This window comes from Corynebacterium neomassiliense (assembly GCF_900626215.1).
GTDB lineage: Bacteria > Actinomycetota > Actinomycetes > Mycobacteriales > Mycobacteriaceae > Corynebacterium > Corynebacterium neomassiliense.
Map to the genome: position 1 here is coordinate 2,122,080 of NZ_LR131106.1, position 26,614 is coordinate 2,148,693.

The 26,614-nt window shown below is 66.7% G+C and carries 27 protein-coding genes; 17 read left to right on the forward strand and 10 right to left on the reverse strand.

Features of this window, described 5'->3' with window-relative positions:
- The 4 genes from E0E18_RS09345 (at nt 1) to E0E18_RS09360 (ending at nt 4,131) form a co-directional block, all read left to right on the forward strand.
- Nucleotides 1-942, forward strand: a complete 942-nt coding sequence (locus E0E18_RS09345; RefSeq protein WP_110482307.1) for a phosphotransferase family protein — start codon at nt 1-3, stop codon at nt 940-942.
- A complete protein-coding gene (locus E0E18_RS09350) occupies nt 939-2,039 on the forward strand; it encodes a choline/ethanolamine kinase family protein (protein WP_130840461.1) in 1,101 nt (366 codons plus the stop codon). The genes E0E18_RS09345 and E0E18_RS09350 overlap by 4 nt, the downstream gene beginning before the upstream one ends.
- A gap of 74 nt (nt 2,040-2,113) precedes the next feature.
- Nucleotides 2,114-3,466, forward strand: coding sequence for an aspartate aminotransferase family protein (locus E0E18_RS09355; RefSeq protein ID WP_110482305.1), 1,353 nt, complete (start codon nt 2,114-2,116; stop codon nt 3,464-3,466).
- 5 nt (nt 3,467-3,471) lie between these two features.
- Nucleotides 3,472-4,131, forward strand: a complete 660-nt coding sequence (locus E0E18_RS09360) for an HAD family hydrolase (RefSeq protein WP_161972267.1) — start codon at nt 3,472-3,474, stop codon at nt 4,129-4,131.
- A gap of 63 nt (nt 4,132-4,194) precedes the next feature.
- Here the strand turns inward: E0E18_RS09360 and E0E18_RS09365 are convergent, their stop codons facing one another.
- The 8 genes from E0E18_RS09365 to E0E18_RS09400 form a co-directional block, all read right to left on the reverse strand.
- On the reverse strand, nt 4,195-5,220 hold the full coding sequence (locus E0E18_RS09365; protein WP_130840465.1) for a collagen-like domain-containing protein: 1,026 nt from the start codon (nt 5,218-5,220) through the stop codon (nt 4,195-4,197).
- 113 nt (nt 5,221-5,333) lie between these two features.
- Nucleotides 5,334-6,653: an SLC13 family permease gene (locus E0E18_RS09370; RefSeq protein ID WP_130840467.1), complete on the reverse strand. Its 1,320-nt coding sequence runs from the start codon at nt 6,651-6,653 to the stop codon at nt 5,334-5,336.
- A gap of 260 nt (nt 6,654-6,913) precedes the next feature.
- Entirely contained in the window at nt 6,914-7,594 is a 681-nt protein-coding gene (locus tag E0E18_RS09375; RefSeq protein ID WP_066587029.1) for a hypothetical protein, read from the reverse strand.
- The gene (locus E0E18_RS09380; protein ID WP_130840469.1) at nt 7,591-8,361 is read right to left on the reverse strand and encodes a hypothetical protein; all 771 of its coding nucleotides are present in this window, start codon (nt 8,359-8,361) and stop codon (nt 7,591-7,593) included. The genes E0E18_RS09375 and E0E18_RS09380 overlap by 4 nt, the downstream gene beginning before the upstream one ends.
- Nucleotides 8,358-9,203 carry an ABC transporter ATP-binding protein gene (locus E0E18_RS09385; protein WP_130840472.1) on the reverse strand — a complete coding sequence of 282 codons (846 nt, stop codon included), beginning with the start codon at nt 9,201-9,203 and terminating at the stop codon, nt 8,358-8,360. Before E0E18_RS09385 ends, E0E18_RS09380 begins: the two co-directional genes overlap by 4 nt.
- Nucleotides 9,200-10,321 carry a FecCD family ABC transporter permease gene (locus E0E18_RS09390; RefSeq protein ID WP_130840474.1) on the reverse strand — a complete coding sequence of 374 codons (1,122 nt, stop codon included), beginning with the start codon at nt 10,319-10,321 and terminating at the stop codon, nt 9,200-9,202. Before E0E18_RS09390 ends, E0E18_RS09385 begins: the two co-directional genes overlap by 4 nt.
- Nucleotides 10,302-11,453: an ABC transporter substrate-binding protein gene (locus tag E0E18_RS09395; protein ID WP_161972268.1), complete on the reverse strand. Its 1,152-nt coding sequence runs from the start codon at nt 11,451-11,453 to the stop codon at nt 10,302-10,304. The genes E0E18_RS09390 and E0E18_RS09395 overlap by 20 nt, the downstream gene beginning before the upstream one ends.
- Nucleotides 11,454-11,603: 150 nt before the next feature.
- Nucleotides 11,604-13,115: a PucR family transcriptional regulator ligand-binding domain-containing protein gene (locus E0E18_RS09400; protein ID WP_130840476.1), complete on the reverse strand. Its 1,512-nt coding sequence runs from the start codon at nt 13,113-13,115 to the stop codon at nt 11,604-11,606.
- Between the two features lie 136 nt (nt 13,116-13,251).
- Between E0E18_RS09400 and pxpA the strand changes: the two genes are divergently transcribed.
- The 13 genes from pxpA to E0E18_RS09465 all read left to right on the forward strand — a co-directional run bounded on the left by pxpA (nt 13,252) and on the right by E0E18_RS09465 (nt 24,931).
- Entirely contained in the window at nt 13,252-13,983 is a 732-nt protein-coding gene (pxpA, locus tag E0E18_RS09405; protein ID WP_066587019.1) for a 5-oxoprolinase subunit PxpA, read from the forward strand.
- Nucleotides 13,984-14,019: 36 nt separating this feature from the next.
- On the forward strand, nt 14,020-14,259 hold the full coding sequence (locus E0E18_RS09410) for an acetyl-CoA carboxylase (RefSeq protein WP_066587016.1): 240 nt from the start codon (nt 14,020-14,022) through the stop codon (nt 14,257-14,259).
- Between the two features lie 9 nt (nt 14,260-14,268).
- On the forward strand, nt 14,269-15,666 hold the full coding sequence (locus E0E18_RS09415; protein WP_066587012.1) for an acetyl-CoA carboxylase biotin carboxylase subunit: 1,398 nt from the start codon (nt 14,269-14,271) through the stop codon (nt 15,664-15,666).
- Nucleotides 15,663-16,583, forward strand: a complete 921-nt coding sequence (locus tag E0E18_RS09420) for a 5-oxoprolinase subunit B family protein (RefSeq protein WP_066587009.1) — start codon at nt 15,663-15,665, stop codon at nt 16,581-16,583. Before E0E18_RS09415 ends, E0E18_RS09420 begins: the two co-directional genes overlap by 4 nt.
- Nucleotides 16,570-17,535, forward strand: a complete 966-nt coding sequence (locus tag E0E18_RS09425) for a 5-oxoprolinase subunit C family protein (protein WP_066587005.1) — start codon at nt 16,570-16,572, stop codon at nt 17,533-17,535. Before E0E18_RS09420 ends, E0E18_RS09425 begins: the two co-directional genes overlap by 14 nt.
- 382 nt (nt 17,536-17,917) lie before the next feature.
- Nucleotides 17,918-18,493: a MauE/DoxX family redox-associated membrane protein gene (locus E0E18_RS09430; RefSeq protein WP_066587002.1), complete on the forward strand. Its 576-nt coding sequence runs from the start codon at nt 17,918-17,920 to the stop codon at nt 18,491-18,493.
- Between the two features lie 174 nt (nt 18,494-18,667).
- A complete protein-coding gene (locus tag E0E18_RS09435; RefSeq protein ID WP_066587000.1) occupies nt 18,668-19,291 on the forward strand; it encodes a redoxin domain-containing protein in 624 nt (207 codons plus the stop codon).
- A 29-nt stretch (nt 19,292-19,320) separates the two neighbouring features.
- Nucleotides 19,321-20,034, forward strand: coding sequence for a methylamine dehydrogenase light chain (locus E0E18_RS09440; RefSeq protein WP_066586996.1), 714 nt, complete (start codon nt 19,321-19,323; stop codon nt 20,032-20,034).
- A 74-nt stretch (nt 20,035-20,108) separates the two neighbouring features.
- Complete coding sequence (locus E0E18_RS09445; protein ID WP_078057292.1) at nt 20,109-21,449, forward strand: hypothetical protein; 1,341 nt, start codon at nt 20,109-20,111, stop codon at nt 21,447-21,449.
- Complete coding sequence (locus E0E18_RS09450) at nt 21,449-23,173, forward strand: multicopper oxidase family protein (RefSeq protein ID WP_078057291.1); 1,725 nt, start codon at nt 21,449-21,451, stop codon at nt 23,171-23,173. The genes E0E18_RS09445 and E0E18_RS09450 overlap by 1 nt, the downstream gene beginning before the upstream one ends.
- A gap of 8 nt (nt 23,174-23,181) precedes the next feature.
- Entirely contained in the window at nt 23,182-23,577 is a 396-nt protein-coding gene (locus E0E18_RS09455; protein WP_066586987.1) for a cupredoxin domain-containing protein, read from the forward strand.
- Complete coding sequence (locus E0E18_RS09460) at nt 23,574-23,945, forward strand: cupredoxin domain-containing protein (RefSeq protein WP_161972269.1); 372 nt, start codon at nt 23,574-23,576, stop codon at nt 23,943-23,945. The genes E0E18_RS09455 and E0E18_RS09460 overlap by 4 nt, the downstream gene beginning before the upstream one ends.
- A gap of 179 nt (nt 23,946-24,124) precedes the next feature.
- Complete coding sequence (locus E0E18_RS09465) at nt 24,125-24,931, forward strand: methylamine utilization protein (protein ID WP_390620351.1); 807 nt, start codon at nt 24,125-24,127, stop codon at nt 24,929-24,931.
- A gap of 48 nt (nt 24,932-24,979) precedes the next feature.
- On the opposite strand, the gene E0E18_RS09470 is transcribed toward E0E18_RS09465, so the two are convergent.
- Nucleotides 24,980-25,645, reverse strand: coding sequence for a YdcF family protein (locus E0E18_RS09470; protein WP_130840480.1), 666 nt, complete (start codon nt 25,643-25,645; stop codon nt 24,980-24,982).
- Nucleotides 25,646-25,667: 22 nt separating this feature from the next.
- On the reverse strand, nt 25,668-26,447 hold the full coding sequence (locus E0E18_RS09475; protein ID WP_237559721.1) for an Ltp family lipoprotein: 780 nt from the start codon (nt 26,445-26,447) through the stop codon (nt 25,668-25,670).
- Between the last annotated feature and the right edge of the window lie 167 nt (nt 26,448-26,614).

Sequence of the window (26,614 nt, forward strand, 5' to 3'; positions counted from 1 at the left end):
GTGGACACCACAGAAAACACGGACGCCACGGAGAACACCGTGCACCTGACCGTTGACCCCGCTCTCACCGCCCCGGCGCCGACATCCGCCAGCCCGCAGTGGTGGGGAGCGGACTCGGTACGTGCCCGGCTGCGGGACGTGGACACCGGCCGCACCGTCTTCCTCAAGACCATGACCCCGGCAGCATCCACCTGCATCGACATTCCCGGGAGCTTCGCGGTCGCCACCGCGGCCGGGGACGCGGGGATCGGCCCCCGCGTGCTCGACGCCGACCCCGGACGCGGTGAACTCGCGATGGAGGACCTCACCGACAGTTACCGCACCGCCTCCGTACGTGACTTCAACGACCCGGACGTCACCGGACGTTTCGTGGAGAAACGCCGGGCCATGTGGGACCTGCACGTCCCCGGGGCACGCCGGGCGGGGATCTTCGACGACATCCGCGCCCTCCTCGGCAGATGCACCGCGGCCGGTGTCGCCCTGCCCACCGACCTGCCGTGGATGCTCTCCGTACTCGACGACGTCGAATCACGGATCACCGCGGCAGGAACAGACACAGTTCTGGTCCACGGGGACGCCAACGCCTCGAACCTGGCGGTCAACCGGGTCACCGGGGAAGCGAAACTGCTCGACTACGACTGGGCCGCCTACACCGACCCGCTGCAGGACATCGGCTCAGTACTGCTGGAGATGTCCAGCAACGACCTCAGACCCGAGGAGATATTCGAACTCTACTGGGGGTCCTTCGACCTCGGCCTGTACAGCAGGGCCATGTGCTACCGGGCGGCGGACGCCGTCCGCGGCGGCCTCATCGGAGCCTGGGTGGACCACTGTGACCCCGGAACCTACGAGTACTCGAAATTCTCGGACTGGATGTTCCTCTGGGCACGCGAAACCCTGGGGGAACGCCGGTACGACGACTTCCTGGAGGAGATGTCATGACCATCATCATCGACAGGCCGGACAGCCGGCAGGACCGTTTCCCCGGTGCCCCCGGTGCCCCCGGTGCCCCGGGCGCTTCCGCGGACAGTGGTCCGACGGGTGACCCGACGGGTGCTCCGACGGTGGAGACCGCGGAGCGCACGGGAGTCCCCGAGGGGGCGAAACCGGTCGGCACCGCTGTCTCCCCGGCGGAGACGAAGGTGGAGTCCTGTATCGGCGATGTCGCCGAATGGCAGGGCCGGGAGATCCGGTACTCCCCGGTCACCGGCGGACTGCAGAACAGCAACTGGAGGATCGACGTCACCGGCGACCCCGTCGCCTACTTCCTCAAAGTCCCCGGGGAAGGGACCGAGGACTTCATCGACAGGGGAAACTCCCATGTCGCCGCCCGACGTGCGGGAGACCTCGGGATCAGTCCACGGATCGTGCACTTCGACCCCGCCACCGGGGTGGAGGTCATCGAGTTCCTGGAAGGCTACCGGGCGTGCACCAACTCCGACATGAAACGGTGGGAGATCGCCGAGAACGTCCTCCACCTCCAGAACCAGTTCCACACCGTGGATGCCCTGCCGTTGACGAAGACGATCTTCGACCTCATCGACGAGCACCTGGACCAGGTACGCGAACACAATGTCCCGCTCCCCGGGTTCGCGACCTCGCTGCTCCGGGAGTACGCGAATGCCCGGGAGGCGTTCCGCGCCTCCGGACTGGACATCGTCCCCTGCCACAACGACCCGATGCCCGGGAACTTCCTCATCCGGGACGGACAGCCGATGAAGCTCGTCGACTTCGAGTTCGCCTCCAACAATGAACGCGCCTATGACCTGGCGGTGACCTTCACCGAGTTCTTCTTCGATGAACCGACCGTCATCCGGTGCATCGAGGAGGTCTACGGGGCAGCCACCCGTGACGTCCTGTCACGGTGTTTTGTCGCCTCTGCGCTCGCGGACCTGAAGTGGGGACTGTGGGGCTGTGTGAACCACTCGCTCAACACCGAATGGGACTTCGACTACCACAAGTACGGTGTCTGGAAACTTGCCCGGGCCCGTGACCGGACGGCAGACCGGCGGTGGGGCCGCTGGCTCCACGCACTGTGACGACCCCCCCGACCGGGCCACGACAACCGGGCCACGACGACCGGGCCACGACAACCAATGAAAGGCCGAACGCCATGAGCGGTTCCACAATCATCGAAGGAAACTCCTTCCGCCAGGACAGCCCCGAAGCCCTCGCCGGCCTCTCCCCGGAGGACCGGACGCTGGTCGAACGCAGGAAGAAGAACCTCGGCCCGAGTTACCGGTTGTTCTACCGCAACCCGGTCCATGTCGTCGACAGCAGCGGAAGCTACCTCTACGGGCCGGAAGGGGAAGAGTTTCTCGACGCCTACAACAACGTCGCCAGCATCGGCCACGCCCACCCCGCCGTCGTCGAAGCGGTCCGTGAACAGATGTCCCGGCTGTCCACCCACTCCCGGTATCTCCAGGACGGGATCCTGGACTTCTCCGACCAGCTTCTCGCGACTTTCCCGGAGGAACTCGACCAGGTGATGTTCACCAACTCCGGGTCAGAGGCCAATGATCTGGCACTCCGGGTGGCCGCCGCCTGTACCGGCGGGACCGGGGTCGTGGTGACCTCGGAGGCGTACCACGGGACCACCGCCGCCGTCTCCGCGGTGTCCCCGTCCGCAGGCGGTGAGGGGACCGGGCCCCATGTGCGCGCGGTACCTGCCCCGGACTCCTTCCGCTACCGGCCGGAGGACCATGACGGCAGAAGCCTCGCGGAATGGTTCGCGGACAACGTCCGGGCGGCTTTCACCGACCTGGCGTCCGAAGGCTACCCGCCGTCGGCGCTCCTGGTGGACACCATCTTCTCCTCCGACGGCGTCTTTCCTGACACCTCGGTCCTCGGCCCGGCGGCTGAGGTCGCCAGGGAACTCGGGGCGGTGTTCATCGCCGACGAGGTGCAGCCCGGTTTCGGCCGTGTCGGCCGGGATTTCTGGGGCTTCGCCCGGCACGGGGTCGTCCCCGACATCGTCACCCTCGGCAAACCCATGGGCAACGGGGTGCCTGTCGCGGCAATGGTAGCCCGCAGCGGTGTACTCGCCACCTTCGGCTCCGACATCCCCTACTTCAACACTTTCGGCGGATCGTCGGTTCCGGTCGCAGCCGCCCGGGCGGTCCTCACGGTGATCCAGAAGGAGGGCCTGGCGGAGAAGGCGTCCGTCCTGGGGGACCGGATCGCCGGTCAGCTGCAGGAACTCCGGCAGTCCGCGCCGGGAGTCGGTGACGTCCGTGGAACGGGCCTGTTCTTCGGGGTGGAGATCGTGGAACCGGGAACAACGACCCCTGATTCCGCAAGGGCTCTCGACATCATCAACACCATGCGTGACATGGGCGTCCTCGTGTCCGTGGCGGGACCGTACAATTCCACGCTGAAGATCAGGCCGCTGCTGAGCTACACCGCAGTGGAGGCGGACAAGCTCGTGGGAGCACTGTCTGCCGCCGTCTCTGCGACCGGGAGGTGACGGCGGTGCCACTTCCTGAGGCAGTCTTCTTCGACTTCGACGGCACCCTCATCGACACCGAGCACCTCTACGCCATCGCCGGCGGGGAACTGGTGACGGCGTCCGGACATGAGTGGACCCAGGCGCACATCGACGCCGCGGTCGGCACCGCGCTGGACGACTTCGCCGTCCAGCTGCAGGACGCGGGGGTCCGGAAACGGGAGGAGGAGATCATCGGGCATGTCGTCGACCGGGTCAACGACATGATCGTCACCGAGGATGTGTGGAGGCAGGGTGCCGTTGAACTGCTGCAGTCGGTCGCCGGATCCGGGGTGCCTTTCGGACTGGTCACCATGGGATACCGGGAGACGGTCGACCGGGTGCTGGACCGGCCGGGGGTGCCGGAATTCCCGGTCATTGTCACCGGAGACACGGTGACCAGGGGCAAGCCCCACCCGGAGGCGTATCTGCGGGCGGCGGAGGCACTGGGTGTGGACCCTGCCGCATCGGTGGCGTTGGAGGATTCCGTTCTCGGACTCACCGCCGCCGGGGCCGCGGGCATGCGCCGGATCGCCGTTCCTCCGACAGGGGGTCTGCCGGAGGAACTCTTCGACGTCTGGTGGCCTTCACTGGTCGGGCGGAGCATGGAGGATGTGACGGAGGCGTTTCTCCGAGGGCGGGGCTGACAGTCCCGACCGGGCTCGTGCCGGGTCTGCAACGGGCCCGTGACTGTGCCCGCCCTGCCAGTCTCAGTCGTCGTCCGGGAGGTACGGGTTGCTGCTGTCTCTTCCGGAGTCATTGTCCGCGGGGCTGATGTGGGCGCCCGGATTCTTTTCGAGGTACGCGTCATCTCCCGCGCTGGTCAGCCCTATCCCCAGCAGAAGGGGGACGCCGGCGGCGATGCAGACCCGCTTCCAGTGCCGTGGTACCGGCTCCGGAGGTGGCGTGGGGGAGAGGGCTGCGGCGATCCCGGCGTCCTCCTCGGTGAGGTGGGAGACAAGTTCACGGTTGGTTGCCTGCTCCTTTTCCCAGGCTTCGTAGGCCTTCCGGTCCCTGCGGCGGCACACCAGCGGCCAGGCGCAGGGGACCAGCAGGGCCAGGCAGGACAGCATCTGCCCGAGACCGTAGAGGACAGAGTCCGAGAGAGCGGAGATGCCGCCGATGAACCCGAACGCCCACATCGCGGTCAGGACCGCGAGCACCATCGTGGAGAAGGAGTTGTTCGTCGGGCGGACAGGCACCGGCGGCTGGGCGGGCCGGACCGCCGGCGGGCGGGCCGGAACCCGGTTGCGGGCGGCGGCACCGACCCTGTCGGCTGCGGCACGGGCGACGTTGAGCGTGGCGTCCTTCGCGATGCCTGCGAGCTGGTCCTGGAAGGACGCCTGCCCCGGCTGCCTGACCTGCCGCGGAACCGTCCCGTACGGCGGTGGCGCGGGGTAGGCGGGAACTCCCGGCTGCCCCGGGTAGCCCTGCTGCCCCGGGTAGCCCGGCTGCCCCGGGTAGCCCTGTGGCCCGGGGGTGCCCTGTGGAGCCTGGTAGCCCTGTGGCGCCTGCGGGCCGGGAACGCCCGGAGCTGCAGGATATCCGGGATAGCTCTGGTACCCCGGCTGCCCCGGCTGCCCCGGGTACCCCGGCTGCCCCGGGTGGCCCTGCATCCCCGGGGGAACCTGTCCTCCCGGTGGAGGCGTCAGTGGCCGTCCCGGGCGGGGGGCTCCCCGGCCCGGAACCTGGCCCGGAACCCGGTACGGGTTCTCCGGACGCTTGCGTTCGTCCATCACATCTCCGTCTCTCCCGCGGTCAGGTACTTTCCTGGTGCTGACAGTATCCGTCGTACGGACGTGGATGTCACGGGGGCAGTACTGTTCGAACACCCCGGTCACCGGCCCGCCTACGCCGGGATGAACACCATCAGCCAGGCCAGGAGCGGCCCGACCGCCACCACGACCCCGGAGTACACGAGCATCTGCCGGAAGAAGGCGTCACGGTGCGCGGCGTCGACGTTGGCCAGCACCATCGCACCGTTCGTGGAGAACGGGGAGACGTCCACCACTGTCGCGGCCACGGCGATCGCCGCCGCCGCTCCCGCCACCGGCAGGTCACCGTTGAGCAGGAACGGTGTCGCCATCGTCACGGCGATACCGATCGTCGCGATGGAGGACGCCAGGGCCGAGACCACCCCCGACAGGTAGCACAGCAGCAGCAGACCGAGCACCGGGGCGCCCATCGACGCCATCTTCCCCGAGATCCAGTCCACGGTCCCCGCCGCCTGCAGGACCTCGATATAGGTCACCATCCCGCCGACCAGCACAATCGTCGCCCAGGAGACCTTGTCCAGTGCCCTGCGGGACTCGACCGGGCGCATGACGGCCAGCACCCCTCCGACGGTCAGGGAGACCACCCCGATGTCGAGTGCGAAGATGCCCGCCCCGATGACAAGGGCGGCGAGTCCGGCGAGGGTCGCCCACTGGTAACCGGTCACACGGGAGGAGGCCGTGACAGTCGTTGACCCGGTGGGGTTCCCGCCCGCGGCGTCCTCCACGACGGCGGCGTCCTCCCGTATCTCCTCCATCTCGGCGCGGGCACGGGCGCCGAGCAGGTGGCGTCCACCGAGGAAGATGAACACGACCAGGCCCATGACCACGTTGAACCCCAGTGCCATGAGGAACAGTGTCCAGGTGTGGTCGCCCAGCCCGTGGCTGCCGAGGAAGTCGTTGACGTAGATGCCGTACACACTCAGCGGGCTGAGCAGTCCGGCCATGCCCCCGTGGACGACCATCATGCCCATCATCAGCTGGTTGATGCGGTACCGGCGGGCGAAGGGCACCGCCAGGGGAGCGATGACGCCGATGGCGAAGATCGCCCCGATGGACATGAAGAAGCCGGTGAGTGCGAAGAAGATCCACGGCATCACCGCCCGGTTGCCCCGGACCAGGCGCATCGACCAGTGGAGGATGAGGTCGATGGTGCCGTTGTTCTGCGCGAAACCGAAGAGATAGGTCAGCCCCATCAGCGCGATCATGAGGTCGACGGGGAAGCCGGCAAAGACTTCGCCGAAGACGGCGTCGGTGCCGCCACCGTCCGCGGTGAACTCAGGGACGGCGAGACCGACGAGGAACGCGCCGATGAGACCGAGGATCCCCAGGTTGATGCCGCGCAGGGTTCCGACGAGGAAAATGAGGACGAGGACGCCGATAGTCAGGGCATGCATGCCTGCTGGTACTCCGTGATAGATGCGGGGCCGGCAGATCAACGGGATCACCGTATGAGACCGGTGGTTCCGGGCGGTGTCCGGTCCCTGTGAGGACCGTGGTCCCTGGGGTGGGGGACGGGGAGGACGCCGCGGGCGAGACCGACTCCAGATCGTAGCGGCCGCCGGTGGACGGGCGTGACCCGGGTGGTCGAACGGTCAGGGAACTGTGGCCGGTGCTGGGACCGCTGCTGTGGCCGGTGCTGGGCGGGCCGGTGGCGTCACCGTGTCGCCCACCGGACACAGGCGTAGAGGAGCTGTGTCGCACCGGGCATGAACCCTGAGCCGTGGTGGTAGACGGGATCCATGCTCGTGACCAGCAGCCGTCCCGGACCACTGTCGTCGACCAGCAGCACTGACCCGTCGACCCGGTTCTCGTCGGCCTCCCCGGGGAACACAGGGTTGTCCCCGACGAGCTTGTCGACCAGGCTGACCGCGGTGTCCGGACCGTGCAGGACCGCATGGTAGTGCCAGATCACCGCGCGCTCGGGGAACTCGTCCCAGATCGGGTCGTCCGGGACTCTCCGTCGGAGCAGGCTGTCCTCGCCGGTCCTCCACCACCAGAACACGGTGGGTCGTTCCTCCTCCCGGTACCCGGGCAACCAGGAACCGACATCGTTGATCCCGAACACGACGACTGTGCCTCCACGCTGCCGGACCGCGAGGATGTCGTCGCCGAGTGGCCGGAGCTGGTCGGGGCGGAGGCGGTCGGCGACGATGACGGTGTCCGGTCCTCCGAGACCTGCCAGCACCTCCTGCGCCGCAGGGGTGTCGCGGATGTGGACCGGGCGGATCCGGTAGCCCGCCAGTGCAGGGTCGCGGAGGGCGGCGAGCTGGAATGCTGTACCGCCGTGCAGGACGACGGTGGTTCCACCGTGGTAGGTGGACGGTGAGGAGGTCATTCGGAATCCTTCCGTGTGTCGGTCACGCACCCTGGGACCTGCCCCGGAATCTGCCCCGGCGCCTGCCCCGGAATCTGTCCTGCAGTCTGTCCGTCACGGTCCCGCAGCCAGTCGGTGAGCTGGTCCCACATATGTGCCGTACCGCGCGCGGGTCTCATGAACATCTGCAGGTCATTGCCACTGTGGACGAGCACCCGGCCCCGACCGAGGGGGTACTCCACGTCGACGGGCGCCTGCCACGGTCCGATCCCGTTCACGACCACGGCGTCCACGGGAAGTGGGGAGAGGTAGCCGCGTCCGTAGAACCCGGCGACCCCGTGCCGCCGGAGTTCGTCGAGGGAGGGCAGGTCACCGGTGGCGGAGATGCCGTCGGTACCGCCCATCATGTAGAGCAGGCGTTCCAGATCGGCACCGCGCCACACGGGGTGATCGGTGACGCGGGTGAGCACCAGGTCCGCCGGTCCGTGGAACTCCAGTTTGCGCCAGGTCCCCAGTCCGCTGAGGAAGGGGACCTGTACATGGCCGTTGACGAGTATGCGGCCTCCGGAGGTGACGAAGCTGTCGAGAATCTCCCGGTGCTCAGCCAGGGACACCTGGTCCACACCACCGCTGACGATGATCCCGGACACCGGCGACAGGTCGATGTCGGGGAGTGTCAGGGCGTCCACGGGAAGGACGCCGTGTCCGTCGGCTTCGGGCGGCCACGGCCGGGCCGAACCGGACAGGACGATGACCGCCTCTGCCGGAAGCTGGTAGGTGCCGGTCACAGGGGTGAACCTCCGGGTTCAGGTTGTGCGTTGTCGGACGCCGGGGATGGGCCGGTGCCGCTGTCTGACCGACCGCTGTCTGACCGGTCGTTGACCGACCGGCCGAAGTCGGGGACGGTGATGGTGCGTCCGTACCCGGGCAGGGGGATGTCGGCGATGTACACCGGCATCCGGTACAGCTCGCTGAGGGTCTCCCGGGTGAGCAGCTGCGGGGTCGGCCCGGTCCGGATGTCGTCGGCGTTCTCCAGCAGGAGGCAACGTTCTGCGACCTGCAGTGCGTGGTCGGGGTGGTGGGTGGTCATGACCACGGACATTCCTTCGTCGGCCAGTGTCCGCAGTGCCGTGAGCACCTGCCGTTGGTTGCGCAGGTCCAGGGCGGAGGCAGGTTCGTCGAGGACGATGGTCTGTGAGCCTCCGGCGAGTGCGCGGGCGATGAGGACCATCTGGCGTTCGCCACCGCTCATGGAACCGAAGCGACGGTCAGCCAGGTGTGCGATCCCTATCCTCTCCAGCGCATCCATGGCGATCTCGCGGTCCTTCTTCCCCGGAACACGGAGGACGCCGACATGCCGGGCCCTGCCCATCAGGACAAGGTCGACGGCGGGGAACGCTGATCCGGCACCCTGTCCCTGGGGAACGTAGGCCACATGGCCGTCGGAGCTCACTGTCCCCGAGGTCGGTTCCAGCAGTCCGCTGAGGCATTTCAGCAGCGTGGTCTTGCCCCGGGCGTTGGGGCCGAGGACCGCCAGAATCTCCCCGGGGGAGGTGGAGACGGTCAGGTCGGAGACGATCCACCGGGAGCGGCGTCCGTAACGGAAGCTCAGGTTGTGTGCCTCTATCACTGCTGGTCACCTCCCCAGATCTGCTTCCGGTCGCGGATGAGCAGGATGATGAAGAACGGTGCCCCGATGACCGCGGTGAGGATGCCGATGGGCAGTTCGGTGGGGCTGATGGTGCGGGACAGGGTGTCCACGACCGTCAGGTACAGTCCGCCGAGCAGTGCGCTGGCGGGGATGATGAAGCGGTTGTCACTGGTGCCCAGCAGCATCCGTGCCAGGTGGGGGACCACCAGGCCCACCCAGCCGATGACGCCGGCGACGGCGACGGCCCCGGCCGTGGTGAGTGCCACGGCGGTGAGGAGCACGGTCCGCAGGGTGCGGGGGTCCACGCCGAGGGAACGGGCGTCATCGTCACCCATCGACAGGATGTTCAGCCGCCACCGCAGTGCGGTGATCACGGTCACTCCGACGGCGACAGGGACAAGTGCGGTGAGCACCTTGCCGTAGTCCGCGGACGCCAGGGAGCCCATCAGCCAGAACACGATGGTGGGGAGGGTGTCGTCAGGATCGGCGATGTAGGTGATGAAGGACACGAAAGCGTTGAACATCGCGCCGACAACCGTTCCCGCCAGGATGATCACGAGCAGGGGCAGACCCCTCGCGGTCCGCGCGATGGCGAGGACGAGGACGAGTGCGGCCACACCGCCGAGGAAACTGCCCGCCACCAGGGCGGTGGAGCCGAGGCCGAGAAGCAGGACCAGGGCCCCGCCGAAGGACGCCCCGGACGAGATTCCCAGGATGTGTTCGCTGGCCAGCGGGTTCTGGAACACGCCCTGACAGGCGGCACCGGTGACTGCGAGGCCGGCGCCGATGAGGAGGCTGAGCAGGACACGGGGCAGGCGGACGTCGAGCACCACGCTCTTCTCCTGCGGATACCAGGTGGTTTCGAGGGGGAGCACCTGGCCCAGGAGCATGCGGACGATCTCGTTGACGGGCACGGTGTAGCGTCCGGCGGCCAGTGCCGCGAACACGGCCACGACGCACAGGAGGGCGAGGACCCCGATGGTGGCTCTCTGCCGCCGGTGGGGCCTGTGGTGTGAAGTGTCGCCGCTGCCCGCGTAGTGGTCGGCACTGCTGCCGGCACTGCTGCCGGCATCCAGGTCAGCTGGCGAACTGGTCATAGTCCGCGGACCCCGTGTTGACGTCGAACCTCAGGACATCGTCGATCTCCCGGTCACTGATGTCGTAGTTGTACAGGTCGGAGAAGGCGCTCTTCATGCGGTCCCGCAGGTCGGTGTCGGGGTCGGGGTACAGCACCTCGTTAAGCCACTGCCAGTACAGGGGGGATTCCGCACTGGGGACCTGCCAGCGGTAGGCGCCCAGCGGGTTCTTGTAGACCCGCTTGTTCTTCACGGCACTGACCTCGGAGAGACGTGGATCGGAGTAGATGTCCTCCGGGGTGGACTCGTCGAATCCGCTGAGGAGGATCACTTCGGGATCCCACTTGAGGATCTGCTCCACACTGACCGACGCCTGCTGGTTGTCCGAGCTGAATCCGCGGGTGACCTGGTCCGCGCCGACGAGGTCGTACTGGAAGCCGTCGTATCCGGCGTCGCTGGTGGTGGTGAAGGCGTCATTGGCCAGTGACAGCTGCATCGCCCGAGGGCGGGGCTTGTCCAGACCGGCGACCTTCTCCTCGATCTCCTGTCTGCGGGTCTGCTGCCACTCGACGAGTTCCTTGCCCCGCTCCTCTTTACCGAGGAGCTGGGAGAACACGGTGATCCAGGTCTCCAGGTCCTCCTGGGTGCCGTACTCGAGTCCGATGACCTTCATGCCGGAGTTCTCGATGGGGTCGATGACGTCCGGGCCGCGGTCACCCCACTGGATGACGACGTCCGGGTGGAGGTTGAGCAGGGTGTCGACGTTGGGGACGAAGTCCGGCCCGGCGACGACGGGGGAGGACGCCGACTGGGGGAAGATCGTGGAGAACAGGCCCTGCTGGTTCGCCGAGAGCGTGGACTGGTTCACCCCGACGATGCGGTCGTAGCTGCCGTCGACGGCGGCGAAGATGGACGGTGCCGGGATGACGGCGAAAGCGGCGGATTCGATGGGACTGTCGAACTCGACCGTCTTTCCACGCTGGTCGACGACGGAGAAGGCCCCGGAGCTGTCCGACGGGGTCTCCTCGGTGCCGGACCGGGACGAACAGGAGGCGGTGACGCCGACTGCTGCTGCGAGGACGACCGCCGCTGTGCTGCGGAGGAGGGTTGCGGGGATGCCCCGGCGCCGGGCGCGGGAGGTGGGCTGTGACATGGACATGAAAGCCTGACTTCAGTGATGAACGGTGTTTCACCGGACTATAGTGCAGGCTAACCTAAATGCGAAACAGGCTAAATGACGTGCAGTTTCTGACAGGTGACACGTCAACTTCGTGCACGGCGTGTCGGCTACACGGCGTCATCTCTACGCAGCAGGGCCAGAGCCATCTCTGCGCAGCAGGGCCAGAGCCACGGTGCACACGACCCGGTTCCCGGCGTCCCCGAGGTCCATGGCGAGACGCCGCTCGAGCCGCCTCCGGTCGGACAGGAAGGTGTTCCGGTGGACCCCCGCCACCTCTGCCGCCGCGGTCGTCGTCGACGTGGAGAGCAGCGCGGACAGGGTGGCCAGCATCCGGGCGCTCTCCGGTGAACTGAGTACCGGATCCAGGACCGCGGTGGCCAGCGCCTCCTGCAGGGCGGCGGGAACGAGGTCGACGATGTCGTCGGTGTCCGGGCGACCCACCACCCAGACACCGGGCTCCGACCGTCGGCCCAGCAACCTGCGGATCTCCAGCACCAGATGACCGGTTCCGCGGACCGGCTCGCTGACGAGGACGGCGTCCCCGGCCCTGGCGTCGACAGCTCCACCGTCCCGGAGAAGGCGGGACAGGTCGGAGACGGAGACGGAGACGGCCCCGGACTCGGGGGACTGCCCCGGTCCCCGACCGTCGGCGACGAGGACGAACACCGCGTCCGTCACCGGAAGTGTCAGTGTCCGGTGGTCGGGCTGCAGGAAGGAACCGACCCGGTGGGCCAGGAGGTTGCGCCGCACCGGGGACCGGGAGGACACGCGCAGCACCACCGAGCCCCGCAGGGTGGGGACACCGCGTTCGGTGATCTCCCCGGCCAACCGGTTGAACCCCTGCACGGTGGGGTTGCCGACCACCTCGTCGAGCAGGGGCCAGACCACCGGAGCCGGATTCTCGAACTGTCGGGACAACGCCATGCTCAGGATCGCCGTCGCCGGAGTGAGCAGGGTCCGCAGGTCCCGGGACTCCTCTTCCCGGACACAGAGCTGCCAGGTCGCCTCCCCGCTGACGGGCAGCGGGATACCGACCGTGGCGCGGGCTCCGCCACGGTCACCGGCACGCTGACGGGCATCCGGGGACGCGGTCCCGGCGAACCGGTGCCCGGAATCGTCGAGAACCACCACGTCCACCCCGGCACGGTCCTCGATGAGGTGGACGAGCTCGTCGACGCCGGCACCGCGTCCGGCGGCCCGGGTGCAGTGTGCTGCGAGATCCCAGGCCTGGCGCGAGAGGTAGTAACGCTCGCTGGCGATCGACTGGTTCACCGAGTGCTGCAGCTGGAGGAAGGGGACGTCGGTCGGCACGGTGAGGACCGGCAGGCCGGCAGCATGTGCTGCCGCGGTGAGTCCTGCCGGAACCTTCCGGTGGGGCTGGCCGATGCCCAATGCCACGGCGGAGACCCGGCCGGTGACCAGACGTTCGACGTAGGCCTCCCAGATCCTGGCGTCCTCGAAGTTCATCCCTATGCCGGTGGTCAGCAGGAGGGTGTCAGGTTCGAGGTAGGCGGTCGGGGTCATCGACTCGGTCACCACGGCGGCACGTACCGGTTTCTCAAGGTCCCTGATCGGCGACGGGGTGGCCAGCTCCAGGTGGAGTTCCGGGTCGGTGATGAGGTCGGCGACGAGCAAAGTTCACATCCTGGAGGCGGATCGGGGGGACATCGGTGTGCAGTGTGCACAATACTCTGTGGTGAATAAGTGCACTTTTCCCGTACCGGCGGGAAAACCCGACTGTTACTGTCTCTCGTGAAAGGAGATTCAGTCAATGGCGACAACTGTAAATGCGGATGTAGGTGAAGGAATAGGACTGCATCAATTCGGCAATGATGAAGAGCTGATGACTCTCATCGACGTGGCGAATGTAGCATGCGGATTCCACGCATCCGACCCCCAGGTCATGGAGAAGACGGTACGGCTGGCATCCGATAACGGAGTGGCGGTGGGAGCACACCCCGGACTTCCGGATATCGCGGGATTCGGACGCCGTGCCATGACTCTCAACCGGGATGAAGTGGAGAATCTCGTCCGCTACCAGGTCGGGGCTCTGACAGGATTCCTGAAGAAATACGGCACCGAACTCAACCACATAAAACCCCACGGCGCCCTCTACGGGATGGTGGGACGCGACCCCGAACTGATGCGGGGAGTGGCCAGGGTGGCGTCCGACTACGGTGTGGCGGTCCTCGGCCTGGCCAACACCGAACACCGGAGAATCTGCGAGGAGACAGGCGTCCCCTTTATCGCCGAGATCTACGTCGACCTCAACTACGCCCCTGACGGAACCCTGATCATCGAGCGCTCCCCGGCTCCGGCCGATCCGGCAGCGGCCGCCGACCGGGTACGGACCGCACTCAGTGAGGGATGGACGGAGGCCGTCGACGGGACCCGCCTCCCCGTCACGTTCGGCAGCGTGTGCGTGCACTCCGACCCTGCCAATGCCCCGGACGTCGTCCGCGCGGTGAGGTCCGCGATAGACGACATCGAACACGGTCAGTGACCGACAGTCACACATAACAGACGGAGAAACAAGAGAATGTTTGAGATCGAATCACCTATCCCCGGCGTCTTCTACCGCAAACCCGCCCCGGACAAAGACAACTTCGTCGAAGAGGGAGACCATGTCGAAAACGGTCAGACCATAGGAATAATCGAAATAATGAAACAGTTCAGTGAGGTGAAGTCGGGAGCTTCAGGAACAGTCAGGGAATTCAAGGTCCCTAATGAGGGAACCGTCAATCCCGGTGACGTCATCGCCGTCATTGACGAAGGTTAGGCCAGAGTCGTGAGAAAACTCCTTGTGGCCAACCGTGGAGAAATTGCGGCGAGGATCATCCGCAGTGCCCGGGACGCCGGAATCCGCACCGTACTCACTGTCAGTGAACCTGACCGGGACTCGGTCGCGGCGACCATGGCCGACGAGACCGTGGTCATCGGCCCGGCCCCCGTGACCGGCTCATATCTCAACATCGACGCGGTGCTCGATGCGGTGCGCTCCTCCGGAGCAGACGCAGTCCACCCCGGATTCGGATTCCTGTCCGAGAACGCGGACTTCGCCCGCGCCGTCCTCGACGCCGGCGTGACATGGGTGGGGCCCTCGCCGGAGACCATCGAGCTCATGGGCAACAAGTCCGCTGCCAGGGAAGCCGCCGAAGCTGCAGGCGTCCCCACCCTCCCCGGGACCAGAGGTGCCCTGGACCCCGGGGCCGACGCTGAGACAACGGCAGCCGGCATCGGTTACCCGCTGGTCGTCAAAGCGTCCGCAGGAGGAGGCGGACGGGGAATACGCCTGGTGGAGAAACCCGGCGAACTGCTGTCCACCATCGAACTCGCCAGGGCGGAGGCCCGCGCCGCCTTCGGGGACCCCTCCGTCTACCTGGAACGTTTCATCGAGAACGCCAGACACGTCGAAGTCCAGATTCTCGCCGACGACACCCGGGTCATCCATCTCGGCGACCGGGACTGTTCGATGCAGAGACGCCACCAGAAACTCCTCGAGGAGGCGCCCGCCCCGGCACTGCCCGACCACGTGAGAGAGACGATCCGGTCCTCCTCGGTGGAACTCGCCCGCAACTGCGGGTACCGGGGAGCCGGCACCGTCGAATTCCTCTACGACCCGGTGCGGCAGGAAGCGTCCTTCATCGAGATGAACACCAGGATCCAGGTGGAGCATCCGGTCACGGAGATGATCACCGGCGTCGACATCGTCGCAGAACAGCTCCGGGTCGCCGACGGGCTGCCCCTGTCCGTCAGCCAGGGGGACATCGTCTTCGACGGGCACGCCTTCGAGGCGAGAATCAACGCGGAAGACCCCGCCAACAGCTTCATGCCCTCCCCGGGGACGCTCACCACCGTCATCTGGCCCACCACCGGGGAGGTCCGGGTGGACACCGGTTTCGAGGAAGGGTCAGCCGTCCTTCCCTTCTACGACTCCATGATCGCCAAGATCATCGTCCACGCCGCAACCCGGGACCTGGCCCTCGAGGCGCTGCGGACCGCACTCGACGAACTGCACATCGAAGGAGTCGCGACCACCCGTCCGCTGCTCGCAGCCCTCGCCGCCACCCCGGAACTGCGGGAGGTGCGGCACCACTCGACATTCGTCGAGCACAGCGGAGAGCTCTACACGGCCCACCACGGGGAGAGCCTTCCCGGCGCCCACCATCAGAAAGGACTGTCATGACCGGTAGTTCCAGGATCACCGCACCTGCACGCTACAGCTTCGGCGGGGACGAATTCCTCTTCGTCGAGGTCTCTGAGGCCATGAGCCTGGCGGCGAACTTCAGGGTCACCCGCATAGCGGGCAAGATCAGCGAACTCGTGGCAGACGGGGAGCTCCCCGGAATCATCGAACTGTGCCCCGCGAACGCCTCGCTGCTCATCCGGTACAACCCTGACACTGTCAGCCCCACGGACCTCGAGCGCCGGATACGGGAGGTCGAAGCGGATGTCTCCGCCACCGAGGCGGTACCCGTCCGCACACGGGTCATCGAGATCCCCGTCTGGTACGACGACCCCGTCACAGCAGAGGTCGCCTCGCGGTTCCGCGAGGGGTACCACCAGGAACCCGGGGGACGTGACCTGGACTTCGCCGCCCGGGTCAACAACCTCCGTGGCGCCGACGAGTTCATCCGCAGGCACCACAGCTCACCGTGGCTGGTGACCATGGTCGGATTCGTCGCAGGACTGCCGTTCATGTACCAGCTGGTCGACCGGACGCATCAGCTCGAGGTCCCGAAGTACCTGTCCCCACGCACCGACACCGCCGAACTGACCGTGGGACACGGAGGTTGTTTCGGCGTCATATACTCCGTCCCCGGAGCCGGCGGATACCAGATGTTCGGACTGGCAGCGGCACCGATCTACTCCCCGGAACTGCAGGGGACCGACCGGGAGGAAGAGATGATCCTCTTCCGCCCCGGAGACATCGTGAAGTTCCGGCCCGTCGGAGAAGCGGAGTTCCATGACATCCGCCGCCGGGTCGACGAAGGTACCTGGCGGTACCGCCAGGTACCGGTGACCTTCGACATGAACCGGGCCCTGGACGAAGGCGAAAGCTACAACCGAGAACTGCTGGAGGTGCTCGATGCCGACCATTGAGGTGATTGAACCCGGCCTGTCGACGACAGTCCAGGACCGGGGACGTTTCGGGTACTACCACCTGGGGATCCCCCAGGGAGGAGCGATGGACGCCCTGTCCGCGACCGCAGGGAACGCACTGGTGGGCAACACCCCTGACGATGCGGTGCTGGAATGCACGTACATGGGGCCGAAACTCCGCTTCTCCCACGACACTGTCGTGGCGGTGACAGGTGCACCGGTCGGTGTGAGTGTCGACGGCACCGAAGTCGCACAGTGGACCCGGTTCGAGGTCCCGGCCGGGGCGACACTGTCCTTCGGCATCATCGCAGGCGGATCCCGGTTCTACATCGCCGTGCGCGGCGGCGTCGACGTCCCTGTCGTCCTCGGGTCCCGGTCCACCTACCCCGCCGGACGGATAGGCGGACATGAAGGACGCCAGCTGCGCGCCGGTGACGCCCTCCCGGTCGGCGATGCCGGAAACCCGTTGCCGGAGCGTGCGTCAACCCCGGACAACCTACGACCGGAGTTCGGACGTTCGCAGGACGTGCGGGTGGTCATGGGCCTCTACGACCAGAAACTCACCGACACCGGACGGGAGAACATCACCCACGGGGAATGGACTCTCACACCCGTGGCGGACCGGGCCGGGCTGCGCTTCAAAGGCCCGGGAGTGGAGTGGAGGGACCGGCCCCAGCCGTTCGGTGCCGGGGCGGACCCCTCGAACATCGTCGACGCCGGCTACGCCGTGGGCTCCATACAGATCCCAGGTGGCACGCAACCCATTGTCCTGCACCGCGACGCGGTCTCCGGCGGCGGTTACGCCATGGTCGGCACCGTGGTCAGCGCCGACATGGACCTGGTCGCCAGGCTCGCGCCGGGTGCCGCCGTGCACTTCGTCGAGGTGACGGTCGAGGAGGCGCTGGAGGCCCGGGCGGAGTACCGGGACCGGATCGCCGACCTGTGGGGGTAGCACGGGTCGGTCTGTGGGGGTAGCACCGGTCGGCCGGTGAGACTGCGGGGAGGGGGTCTGCCCCGGGGCCCCGGGGCCGNCAGCTGTTCTCCCGGCGTACCCGGATCCCCCGCCCCCACAGGCACACCGGCCCCGGGGCCGGTGTGCCTGTGGGGGCGGGGGATCCGGGTACGCCGGGAGAACAGCTGTTTCAGAGCAGGCCGGTCAGGGGTGCCGGTTCAGTCCGGGTGTACTGCGGATTATCCGGACGGAAACAATTGATGAGTCATCTTTTAACCTTCCATACCCGGGCAGGGAAACTCTCCAGAAACTATTGCTCTTTAGATTCGGTTTCTGTGGCGGTCATGACGTCCGCCCGGAGAAGAGAAGAGGTGCAGAGCGCATGGTGAGTGCAATTGTCTCGTCATTGCTGGGACTTACCCTCCTGGTGGCAGGACTAGGTAAATTCAGAGATCCGGAAGCACATGCCCGGGTAGTGGTCGGCTACAAAGTGATGCCTGACCCCGCAGCCCGGGTCGTCGGCCGGGTCCTGCCGTTCACCGAGACGCTCCTCGGCGCAGCGCTCCTGTTCAGGGTCGGCTTTCCCTGGGCCGGTTACGCTGCGGCTCTCCTCTTCGTCAGCTACGCGACCGGACTGGTGGTGAACCTGGCCCGGGGCCGTACCGAGCTGGCCTGCGGATGCTTCGCCTTCGGTGAGGAGGATGCGCCTCGCATCGGTTGGTTCCACCCGTTCAGAGCCCTCTTCTTCGCTTCACTGGGTGTTGCCTCCGCCCTCTTGCCGGCACCGTCGTCCGCCGGAGTCACCGTGGCGGGGACGGCGGTCGCGCTTCTTGTCACTGCCCTGGCGTTCGCCACCTCCTCCCTCCTCGCGGTGCGCAGGCCGGGGCACCAGGCGGTGGACGACTACCTGGCCCCCGCTCGTGAGGAACTGCTGCGCCGTCGCGCGGCTCTCGGCTGAGTCAGCTAGCTGAGCGGCTGCGTCGCCGAACCCCTGCAAGGTGATTCCGGACGGGTGACCCTGAAGAATCCGGGTAAGCCGGTGCCGCCTCACCTCCCTCTGATATTCCACGCCGTGTGATACCGGATTTCCCGGGTCAGCCGGTTACTTCACCGATCCCGATTGAAGGAAAACATGACCACAATTCTTGCTGTCATTGTCGCGGTGCTCGTCATCGTCGACGTCGCACTAATTCTTCTCGTTCTGGGACTGGCCCGGGAAATCGGGAGGATCCAGGTACGTCTCGGACCACTCGGTGCACGGGTCATGGACTCCGGCCCGGAGATCGGGGACAAGGCCCCCGCATTCGACGGTCTGGTCGACCAGTACGACCGTGAAGTCAGTGTCGCAGGGATCCGACCCCGACCTCAGCTGCTGATGTTCACCGGGCCGAAGTGCTCCACGTGCAAGGCACTTCTCCCGGGGGTCAAGGCACTGGCCAAGGCCGAGAAGAACCTGGATGTCGTCCTCGTCTCCGACGGGACCCCGGAAGAACATGCGGAGTTCCTCGCTTCTGCCGGAGTCGGAACCGAGATCAGCTACCTCGATGCCCGGGAGGTCGGCATCGCATACCAGGTCGGCACAACCCCCTACGGCGTTCTCGTCGACGACGACGGGACCCTCGTCGCCAAGGGACTCTGCAACAACATGTCCCACGTCGAGAGTCTGCTCAACGCACTGGAGACAGCAACCCCCACCGTCCAGCACCTCTACTCCGGACTCTCCGCCGCCCGTTCGACAGAACGCGCAGCAGGGTGACCGGAGCAAAGATCTGAAAGGAACCGCCCATGTCTGAAATGCAGTACTCCGACCAGGACCGACTCAACGACCACGCTGCCTGGCTCGCAGGTGAAGGAGGGGGCAAGATGAGCCGGTTCACCCGTCGCCTCTCCGAGAGAACTTCGAGAAGATCCGCCATATCCCGGATCGCCCGGTGGACCATGGGCCTCACCGGTGTGGCGGTCGTGGCGTCCCTCCCCGTCACCAGGGACCCGAAAGCAACGGCCCAGTCCGGTTCCGCCGCGCCGACGTCGCCGGCAGCAGCCCCGCCCGACGGAGCCACGCCCTTCGGTGAGGGAGACGACCTCATCCCGACCTACGACGGCAAAGATCCCACGAAGTGCAACTACTGGCGCTGGTGCAACATGGACGGAACCCCCTGTACAGCCTGTGCCGGAGGCGGCATAGCCACCTGTGCACCCGGGTCCAAGCCCGGAGCCGAGTACTGGGTGGGCTGCTGCACGAACCCGGACGACGGCAAAACCTACCTCATCGCCTACTACGACTGCTGCGGGGCGCCGGGCTGCTCCACCACCTACTGCGGTGAGCCGGATGCGCAGGCCGTCATGTACAACCCCGTCTCCGGTTCTTTCGACCAGGAGATCATCTGGTGCATCTCCGACGAGTCGCAGTCCTACACCTGCACACTCTCGCCGATCGTCGGCGAGGACTGCCAGACCCAGAAGGCGACCCGGCCCCGCGTCGGCGCCGGATCCCGTTGACCGGACCCACCGGCACCAGACGCGAAAGAGAACCGGACATGAAAATGCTGACACACCGACGATCTCTCACAGCCGTGAGCGCCTCCCTGGCCACCGTGACAGCCCTCATCCTGGGCAGCTGTTCCTCATCCTCCTCCGACGATGACGGAAGCTCCGAATTCGATGTGGCCAACGGGATCGAGACGACCTTCGAGTTCCCCAATGTGCCGACCGTGAAAGACACACCCGAAGGTGGCGGCCTGGAGACCGAAGACCAGGCCGTGGGACAGATCGGCGACGAGCTCAACACCCCCTCGGTGGGCAAGGTCACCCCGATCGACCCCACCTGGATGATCACCAACGAATCCCTCGACAATGAATCCGTCTATGACGCCATCGACCCGGCAACGGGGAAGATCATGACGCGCATCACCACCGGCCACGCCATCTGGGAGGACATCGTCCACGTGTTCTCCACGGACAACGCCGACGCCCCCCAGGCAGTCGCCTTCGAAAAATGGTCACCACGAGGATCACGGGGGGAATCCGATTTCACGGTCTCGACCTACTCCGGCAATCTCCTTGAACCCGCTGAAGTCAACCTGCCCAGGCATGTCCGGTTCCACTCCCGGGCAGGCTCCCACACTCTGGCAGGGGGCGGCAAGTACCTGGTCTCATGGGATGACCAGCTTGTCGGGGTCAGGGTCGTGGACCTGGAATCCGGGAAGCTCACCGGAGAGCTCCAGGTCGTAGGATGCGGGCCCTACACCTGGCCGGTCGGGGAGAAGATCTACTCGGTCTGCGAGAACTCCCGTGAACTGCTGGAACTCACCATCGACGACTCCGGTCAGATCACCGAGACCGGGCGCCAGAAGGTTCTTCCGGACGACTTCACCGCGTCACGGCACGCGTCCTTCGCCTCAGGGACGAAACAGGGGTTCCTGATCAACGAAGCCGGTGATGCCTACGTCTTCGACTTCGCCGACGGCCTGCCCACCGGTGAGGTTGCCCCGGTGGGCAACGTCGGCAAGGAGGGAGGGCGCTTCGCCGCCCAGGACTACGGGATCACCCCGGACGGAAAGAGATTCTTCACCACCTACACCGACTCCGACATCCATCCGCATTCCGTCAACGGTGGTGACACCGTCAGCTTCCGTATCTTCGACGCCGTCACCGGGGACGAGACAAGACTGGTCACCACTGAGGACACCAGGCTCGACGCCATCGACTCCGTTGCCTGGAACGCCGACGGAACCCTCATCTACGTCCTCGGCACCGTCCCCGGTACCGGGGACAAGGAAGGCCAGGACATCACGACCCTGGTCGGTGTGGACCCGGTGAGCGGAGAGGTCCGCTCCTCCGTGGAGGTCACCGGATACGGATCACGTGACGGGGTCTCCGGCCTGATGGCCCCGGAAGTGCAGGGAGTCAACTGATGGCGTCCGTTGTCGATCGTGGAGAAGCTGCCCGCTTCGCGGAGCAGCTCTCCGTCCGCCCCCTGAGCCGGCGTGGATTCCTCACCGTGCTCGGTCTGGCTGGTGCGGGTACGGTACTCGCAGCGTGCGGTGACTCCGGCGGGGGAGACTCTGCCTCCGGTTCCACGGGGACGGACACCTCCGCCCGGATCCTGTTCGGTGACGACGAGATCACCGCCACCGAGAATGCCCGGTTCCGTTCCGGGGTGACGGTGGAGGCGACTGTCGCCGCAGTGATGGCGAATCTCACCGTGGACGGCAGGCCCGCGATGGCGGCCGCATACTCCGACGGGACGAATCCGGTGACCCGCCCTGTCGGCCCACTGATCCGGGCGTCCTACGGCGATGAACTTCACATCCGGCACGTCAACACCCTCGACACCGACACGGTGATCCACTGGCACGGGATCCACATCCGAAATGACATGGACGGCGCTCCCCCGCTGACCGGTGAAGCTGCCGCTCCGGGTGCCACCCTGGACTACCGTTTCATCGTCGACCATCCGGGGACCTACTGGTACCACTCCCATTCCGGGCTTCAGGCGGACGAGGCGATGATCGGAGCCCTGATCGTCGATGACCCGGATGACCCGTACCGTGCGGCAGCCGACCACGTGATCATCCTCGACGACTGGGTGTGCGGTGACGGCACCATGCCCGCGGACCTCCTCGGCGCGCTCAACCCGTCGTTGGCCGGTCATGCGGCGTCCGGCTCGGCTCATGCCCACCATGGGACAACCGGTGCCGGGACCACGGGTGCCGGGTCCACGGGTTCAGGGGCAGCCGGGGCGACGGCCCCGTCGGAGGTGACGGTTCCGGAGGCGGCGAAGAAGCTCGTTGCGGCTCCGCATGCCGAATCCACCGAACTCGGCGGGATGGTCCAGCACATCGCCTACCCGGTCCATCTGATCAACGGACTGCCGACCTCGGAGGCGGAGTCTCTTGAAGGTGCGCCGGGGAAGACCCGTCTGAGGATCATCAACGCCGCAGGTGAGACCCCGTACCGGTTCGCGGTCGGAGGTCGGAGGATGACCGTGGTCGAAACGGACGGATACCCGGCCAGACAGGTCGAGGCTGACTGTCTGATCATCGGCATGGCTCAGCGCATCGATGTCCTGGTCGACCTGGACGACGGGGACGCGGTCCCCTTCGTCGCCGTCCCGGAGGGCAGCGGGCGTCCGGCCGGGGCCGGTGCCGGCGTCGCAGTGACGGTGAAGACTTCCGGGGCTGCGGACCTGCCCCAGGAGACACTGGCAGGGGCGGTGGAGGCGACGGAGCTGACGTCGAAGCCTCTGCAGGACAGGGATCTCGCTGCCGCGGAGTCGGTGGTCCTGCCGGTGAAAACTCCGGACCGGTCGTACAGCCTGGAGCTCATCCAGTCCACTGACGCCTATGTGTGGGGTATCGCCGGTCAGGATGTCGGGAAGGTGACGATGAAGACAGGTGAACGGGTCCGGATCGAGATGGTGAACAACACCGACATGTGGCATCCGATGCACCTGCACGGTCATACGTTCGCTGTCCCGGACTACGGGGGGCTGCGGCGGGACACGGTGATCGTCAGTCCCGGGGAGACGGTCGCCTTCGAATTCGACGCTGACAACCCGGGTGGGTGGATGTTCCACTGTCACAACGCCTACCACCTCGATGCGGGTATGACCACGAACTTCTACTACGAAAGGTGACATTCACCATGACTGCTCCTGTTTCCCATCATTTCTCCGGTCTGCGGGGAGGCACCCGACGTGCCAGGGTCGTGGCCCTCGGACTGCTTGCGGTGTCGTCGCTGGCCGGCGCGTCGGCGTGTTCCTCCGGTGACGGAGGATCAGGTGAAACCGTGACCGTGACCGTCAAGGACATGGTCTTTGATCCGGCGTCGGTGACTATCAAACCGGGTGACACCGTCAAGTGGGTGTGGGATGCCGCTCTGCCGCACGATGTCGTGTCCGATGAGGGCTCCCCGGCGGAGTACAACTCCGAACTGATGACCGAGGGTGAGTACTCCTACACCTATGAGGAAGCCGGTACCTACGGCTACCACTGCACTCCGCACCCGATGATGACCGGGGAGGTGATCGTCCAGGAGTGACAGGAACCGAATCTGCCGGTCCGCGTCCCGGAAGAACTGCAGCGGTCCTGCTCGGGGCAGCAGCGCTCGTCACCTGGCTCAACGGATGCTCTCCGGACCAGGACGGGAACCGAGACGGGAACCAGACCCGAATCACTGTCAGGAATGTCGCTTTCGCACCTGAGGACGTGACCGTACCCGCAGGTACCGACGTCGGTTGGTACTACGAGGACGGCGGCACCTTCCACGACATCCTCATCGAGGAGCTCGGCGTCGACGCCGGATTCCGCCGGGAGGGCGACTGGCACTACACCTTCGACATCCCCGGTACCTACCGGGTGACCTGCTCCATCCACCCGACGATGACCGGCACGGTCACCGTCACATGAATCACAGGGAGAAGATCATGTCCACCACCACACCATCCACACCGTCCACACTGACCGCCCCACCTGTTGCCCCGCATCTGCGCCTGGCAGATGCCGCCACCGAAGCAGAACTCCGTTCCCGGTCTGTTCCTGACATCCCTGACCGCCATCTCGGCGATCATCCTGAGATCCGTCCCCGGATGGGAGCCAGGGTGGGTTTCGTCACCCGCCTCGGGACCACAGTCGCTGCCCTGGGGGCAGGAGCAGGTGCCGCAGCACTGGCGGGAGCCACAACCGGAGTGACCGCACACGGGGCGTTGACCGCAGGGGTCGTTGCCACCGGACTGCTCACCGCGGTCGCGGCGAACTGGTCGACCTGCGGTATGTCTGTCGCCGGCGTCGTCGCGGCTCCTAAACAGGAAGGACGCCCCGGTGCCTCTACCCCGGTCGGACGCCTTCTCGCACACCTCGCCGGATCGCTGCTCACCTCTGTTCCCACGGGCCTTGCCCTGGGAGGAGTCGGCTGGCTCATCCAGTCCACGGTCGGTGCCGGGTCCGTGCCCTGGGCCGCACTGCTCGGAATCTGGGCGGTCATCGCCCTGGCCTACGGGCTGCACGAGTCAGACCTGGTCAGGATGCCGACCCCGATGCGCAGGGTGCAGCTGCCACGCCATCTTCGCCGCGCCGGGCGTCCTGCCAGGGTCTCCTTCTACTTCGGGATGCTCATCGGTCCGGGATTCATGATCTTCATCCGGTCCGCCGCCTACTACCTGCTCTTCCTGGGCGTACTCGCTCTCGGTGACCCGCTCCTCGGCGCGGCACTGTTCGCGCTGGTGTCTGTGGGACGCTGTGGACCTGCCGCCATGGCGATCGTCATGCAGCACAGGGGACGGACAATGGCGGACTTCCTGATGAAGTCCATGACCATGGACCGTATGGTGCAGTTGTCAGCAGGCGTCGGGCTCACCGCCCTGGCCGGTTTCGCCGGTACCGCCCTGCTGTTCTGACGGGGGCGCCCTGACGGTCGGCTCAGCGTGCCGGTGACGGTCGGCGTCCTACCCGATCCCGCCGACCCAGCCGAAGGCACGGATCCCGGCGTCCCGGTAGTTGCGGAGCGCCCTGATGTAATGGGGGTCGGAGGTGACGACGACGGCCGTGCCGTCCAGCTCGCGGATCAGAGGTGCCGTGTAAGCGACATTCTGCAGAGTGTTCCAGGCCTCGTTCTCGAGGATGACACGGTTGGTGACGCCACGGTCGCGGAGCCCCTTTTCCATGGCCTCAGCTTCAGTGGTTGCCGGGCACTGGCTGCTGCGACCCCCGGTGACGATCACGGGGTTGTCCGGGTGGGACTTCAGCAGCCGGGTAGCGGCGTCCAGCCGGTCCTCCAGGACCTGTGGCAGCGTGCAGTCCTCGTTGATCTGCGCACCCAGGACCACAACCGGCGTGTCCTTGTCGAGAGTCAGCACAGCATGCGCGAGAGGCTCACGGAGGAACGGGGCGTCGGTGACGGTGTAGATCTGGTCCCGCATGGTCGCGAGCAGGGAGCCGAGCGGGTCAGAGGAGGTGGGGAGGGAACCGGTGACGGATACCGTCGACGATCCGGATCCGGAGGGGGCAGCTGCCGTGGCGGGTGCCGTGACCGCTCCGGCGGCCAGTGCGACCGTGACGGCGAGCATCATTGAGGACGCCGCGGTGGACCGGCGCAGGGACAGGTGGGACATGGTCAATTCTCTTCCGCGGTGGTCAGTCGTTGAGGTGGGCGATGGCGTAGTCGGCCTCTTCGGGGGTGAACTTCTCCCCGTAGTCACTGACGAGCTGGTCGCGGATCCCCTCAGGGGACATGTCCATGGTCTCCCGGTAGTCCTTCGCCTTGGCCAGTGCGTTGGCGTTCCAGTCGATGTCGAGGTTGTCGACGGCGTACTGCGCCTCCTCCGGGGTGAACTTCTCGGCCACTTCGCTGGTCAGCTGGTCGTACACGCCCCTCTTCGACATGTGGGTGGTCTCCGCGTAGTCCCGGCCCTTCTCCAGTGCGTTGGCGTTCCAGTCGGCCCCGACGTTGTCCACGGCGTACTGGGCAGCCTCCGGGGAGAACTTGTCGGCGTACTCGCTGGTCAGCTGGTCGTAGAGACCGAGCTTCGACATGTGCATCGTGTCCGAGTACTGCTTCGCCCTGTTCAGCGCCGAATCGAACTCGGCGGGGACGTCAGCGCTCCCGGCGTCCTCCACGGGGGCCGGAGCGGCACCGCCTGCCTCGACAGCGTCGGCCAGTTCCCCGCCCTCCGGAGCCGCATTCTCCGCAGCTCCGCCGGGTGCAGCTCCCGGGACGGGGGACGCCGTGCTCCCGGAGGGGGCACCGGTCGTGTCCTCGTCCCCGCCGCCGGTTGCTGCGGCGATGACGATGATGACCACGACAACCATGAGAATGATGAACCACACACGCTTGTAGAAGGGCTTCTTCTGCGGCTGGGGCGGCTGCTGGGGCGGGACGCCGTAGGGCATTCCCTGGGGCATGGCCTGGGGCATTCCCTGGGGAACTCCCTGGGGAGGGAACTGTGTGGTCGGCTGCGCCGGCCCCGGGGCTCGCGCGTCCTGCCGCTCGGGCGTGCTCCCTTCGCGGCCGGGGGGGCGCGGTGGGCGCCGGCCGTCCGCGCGCCCCTCGGCGCCGCGCGTGCTCCCGGGGGGGCGGCGGG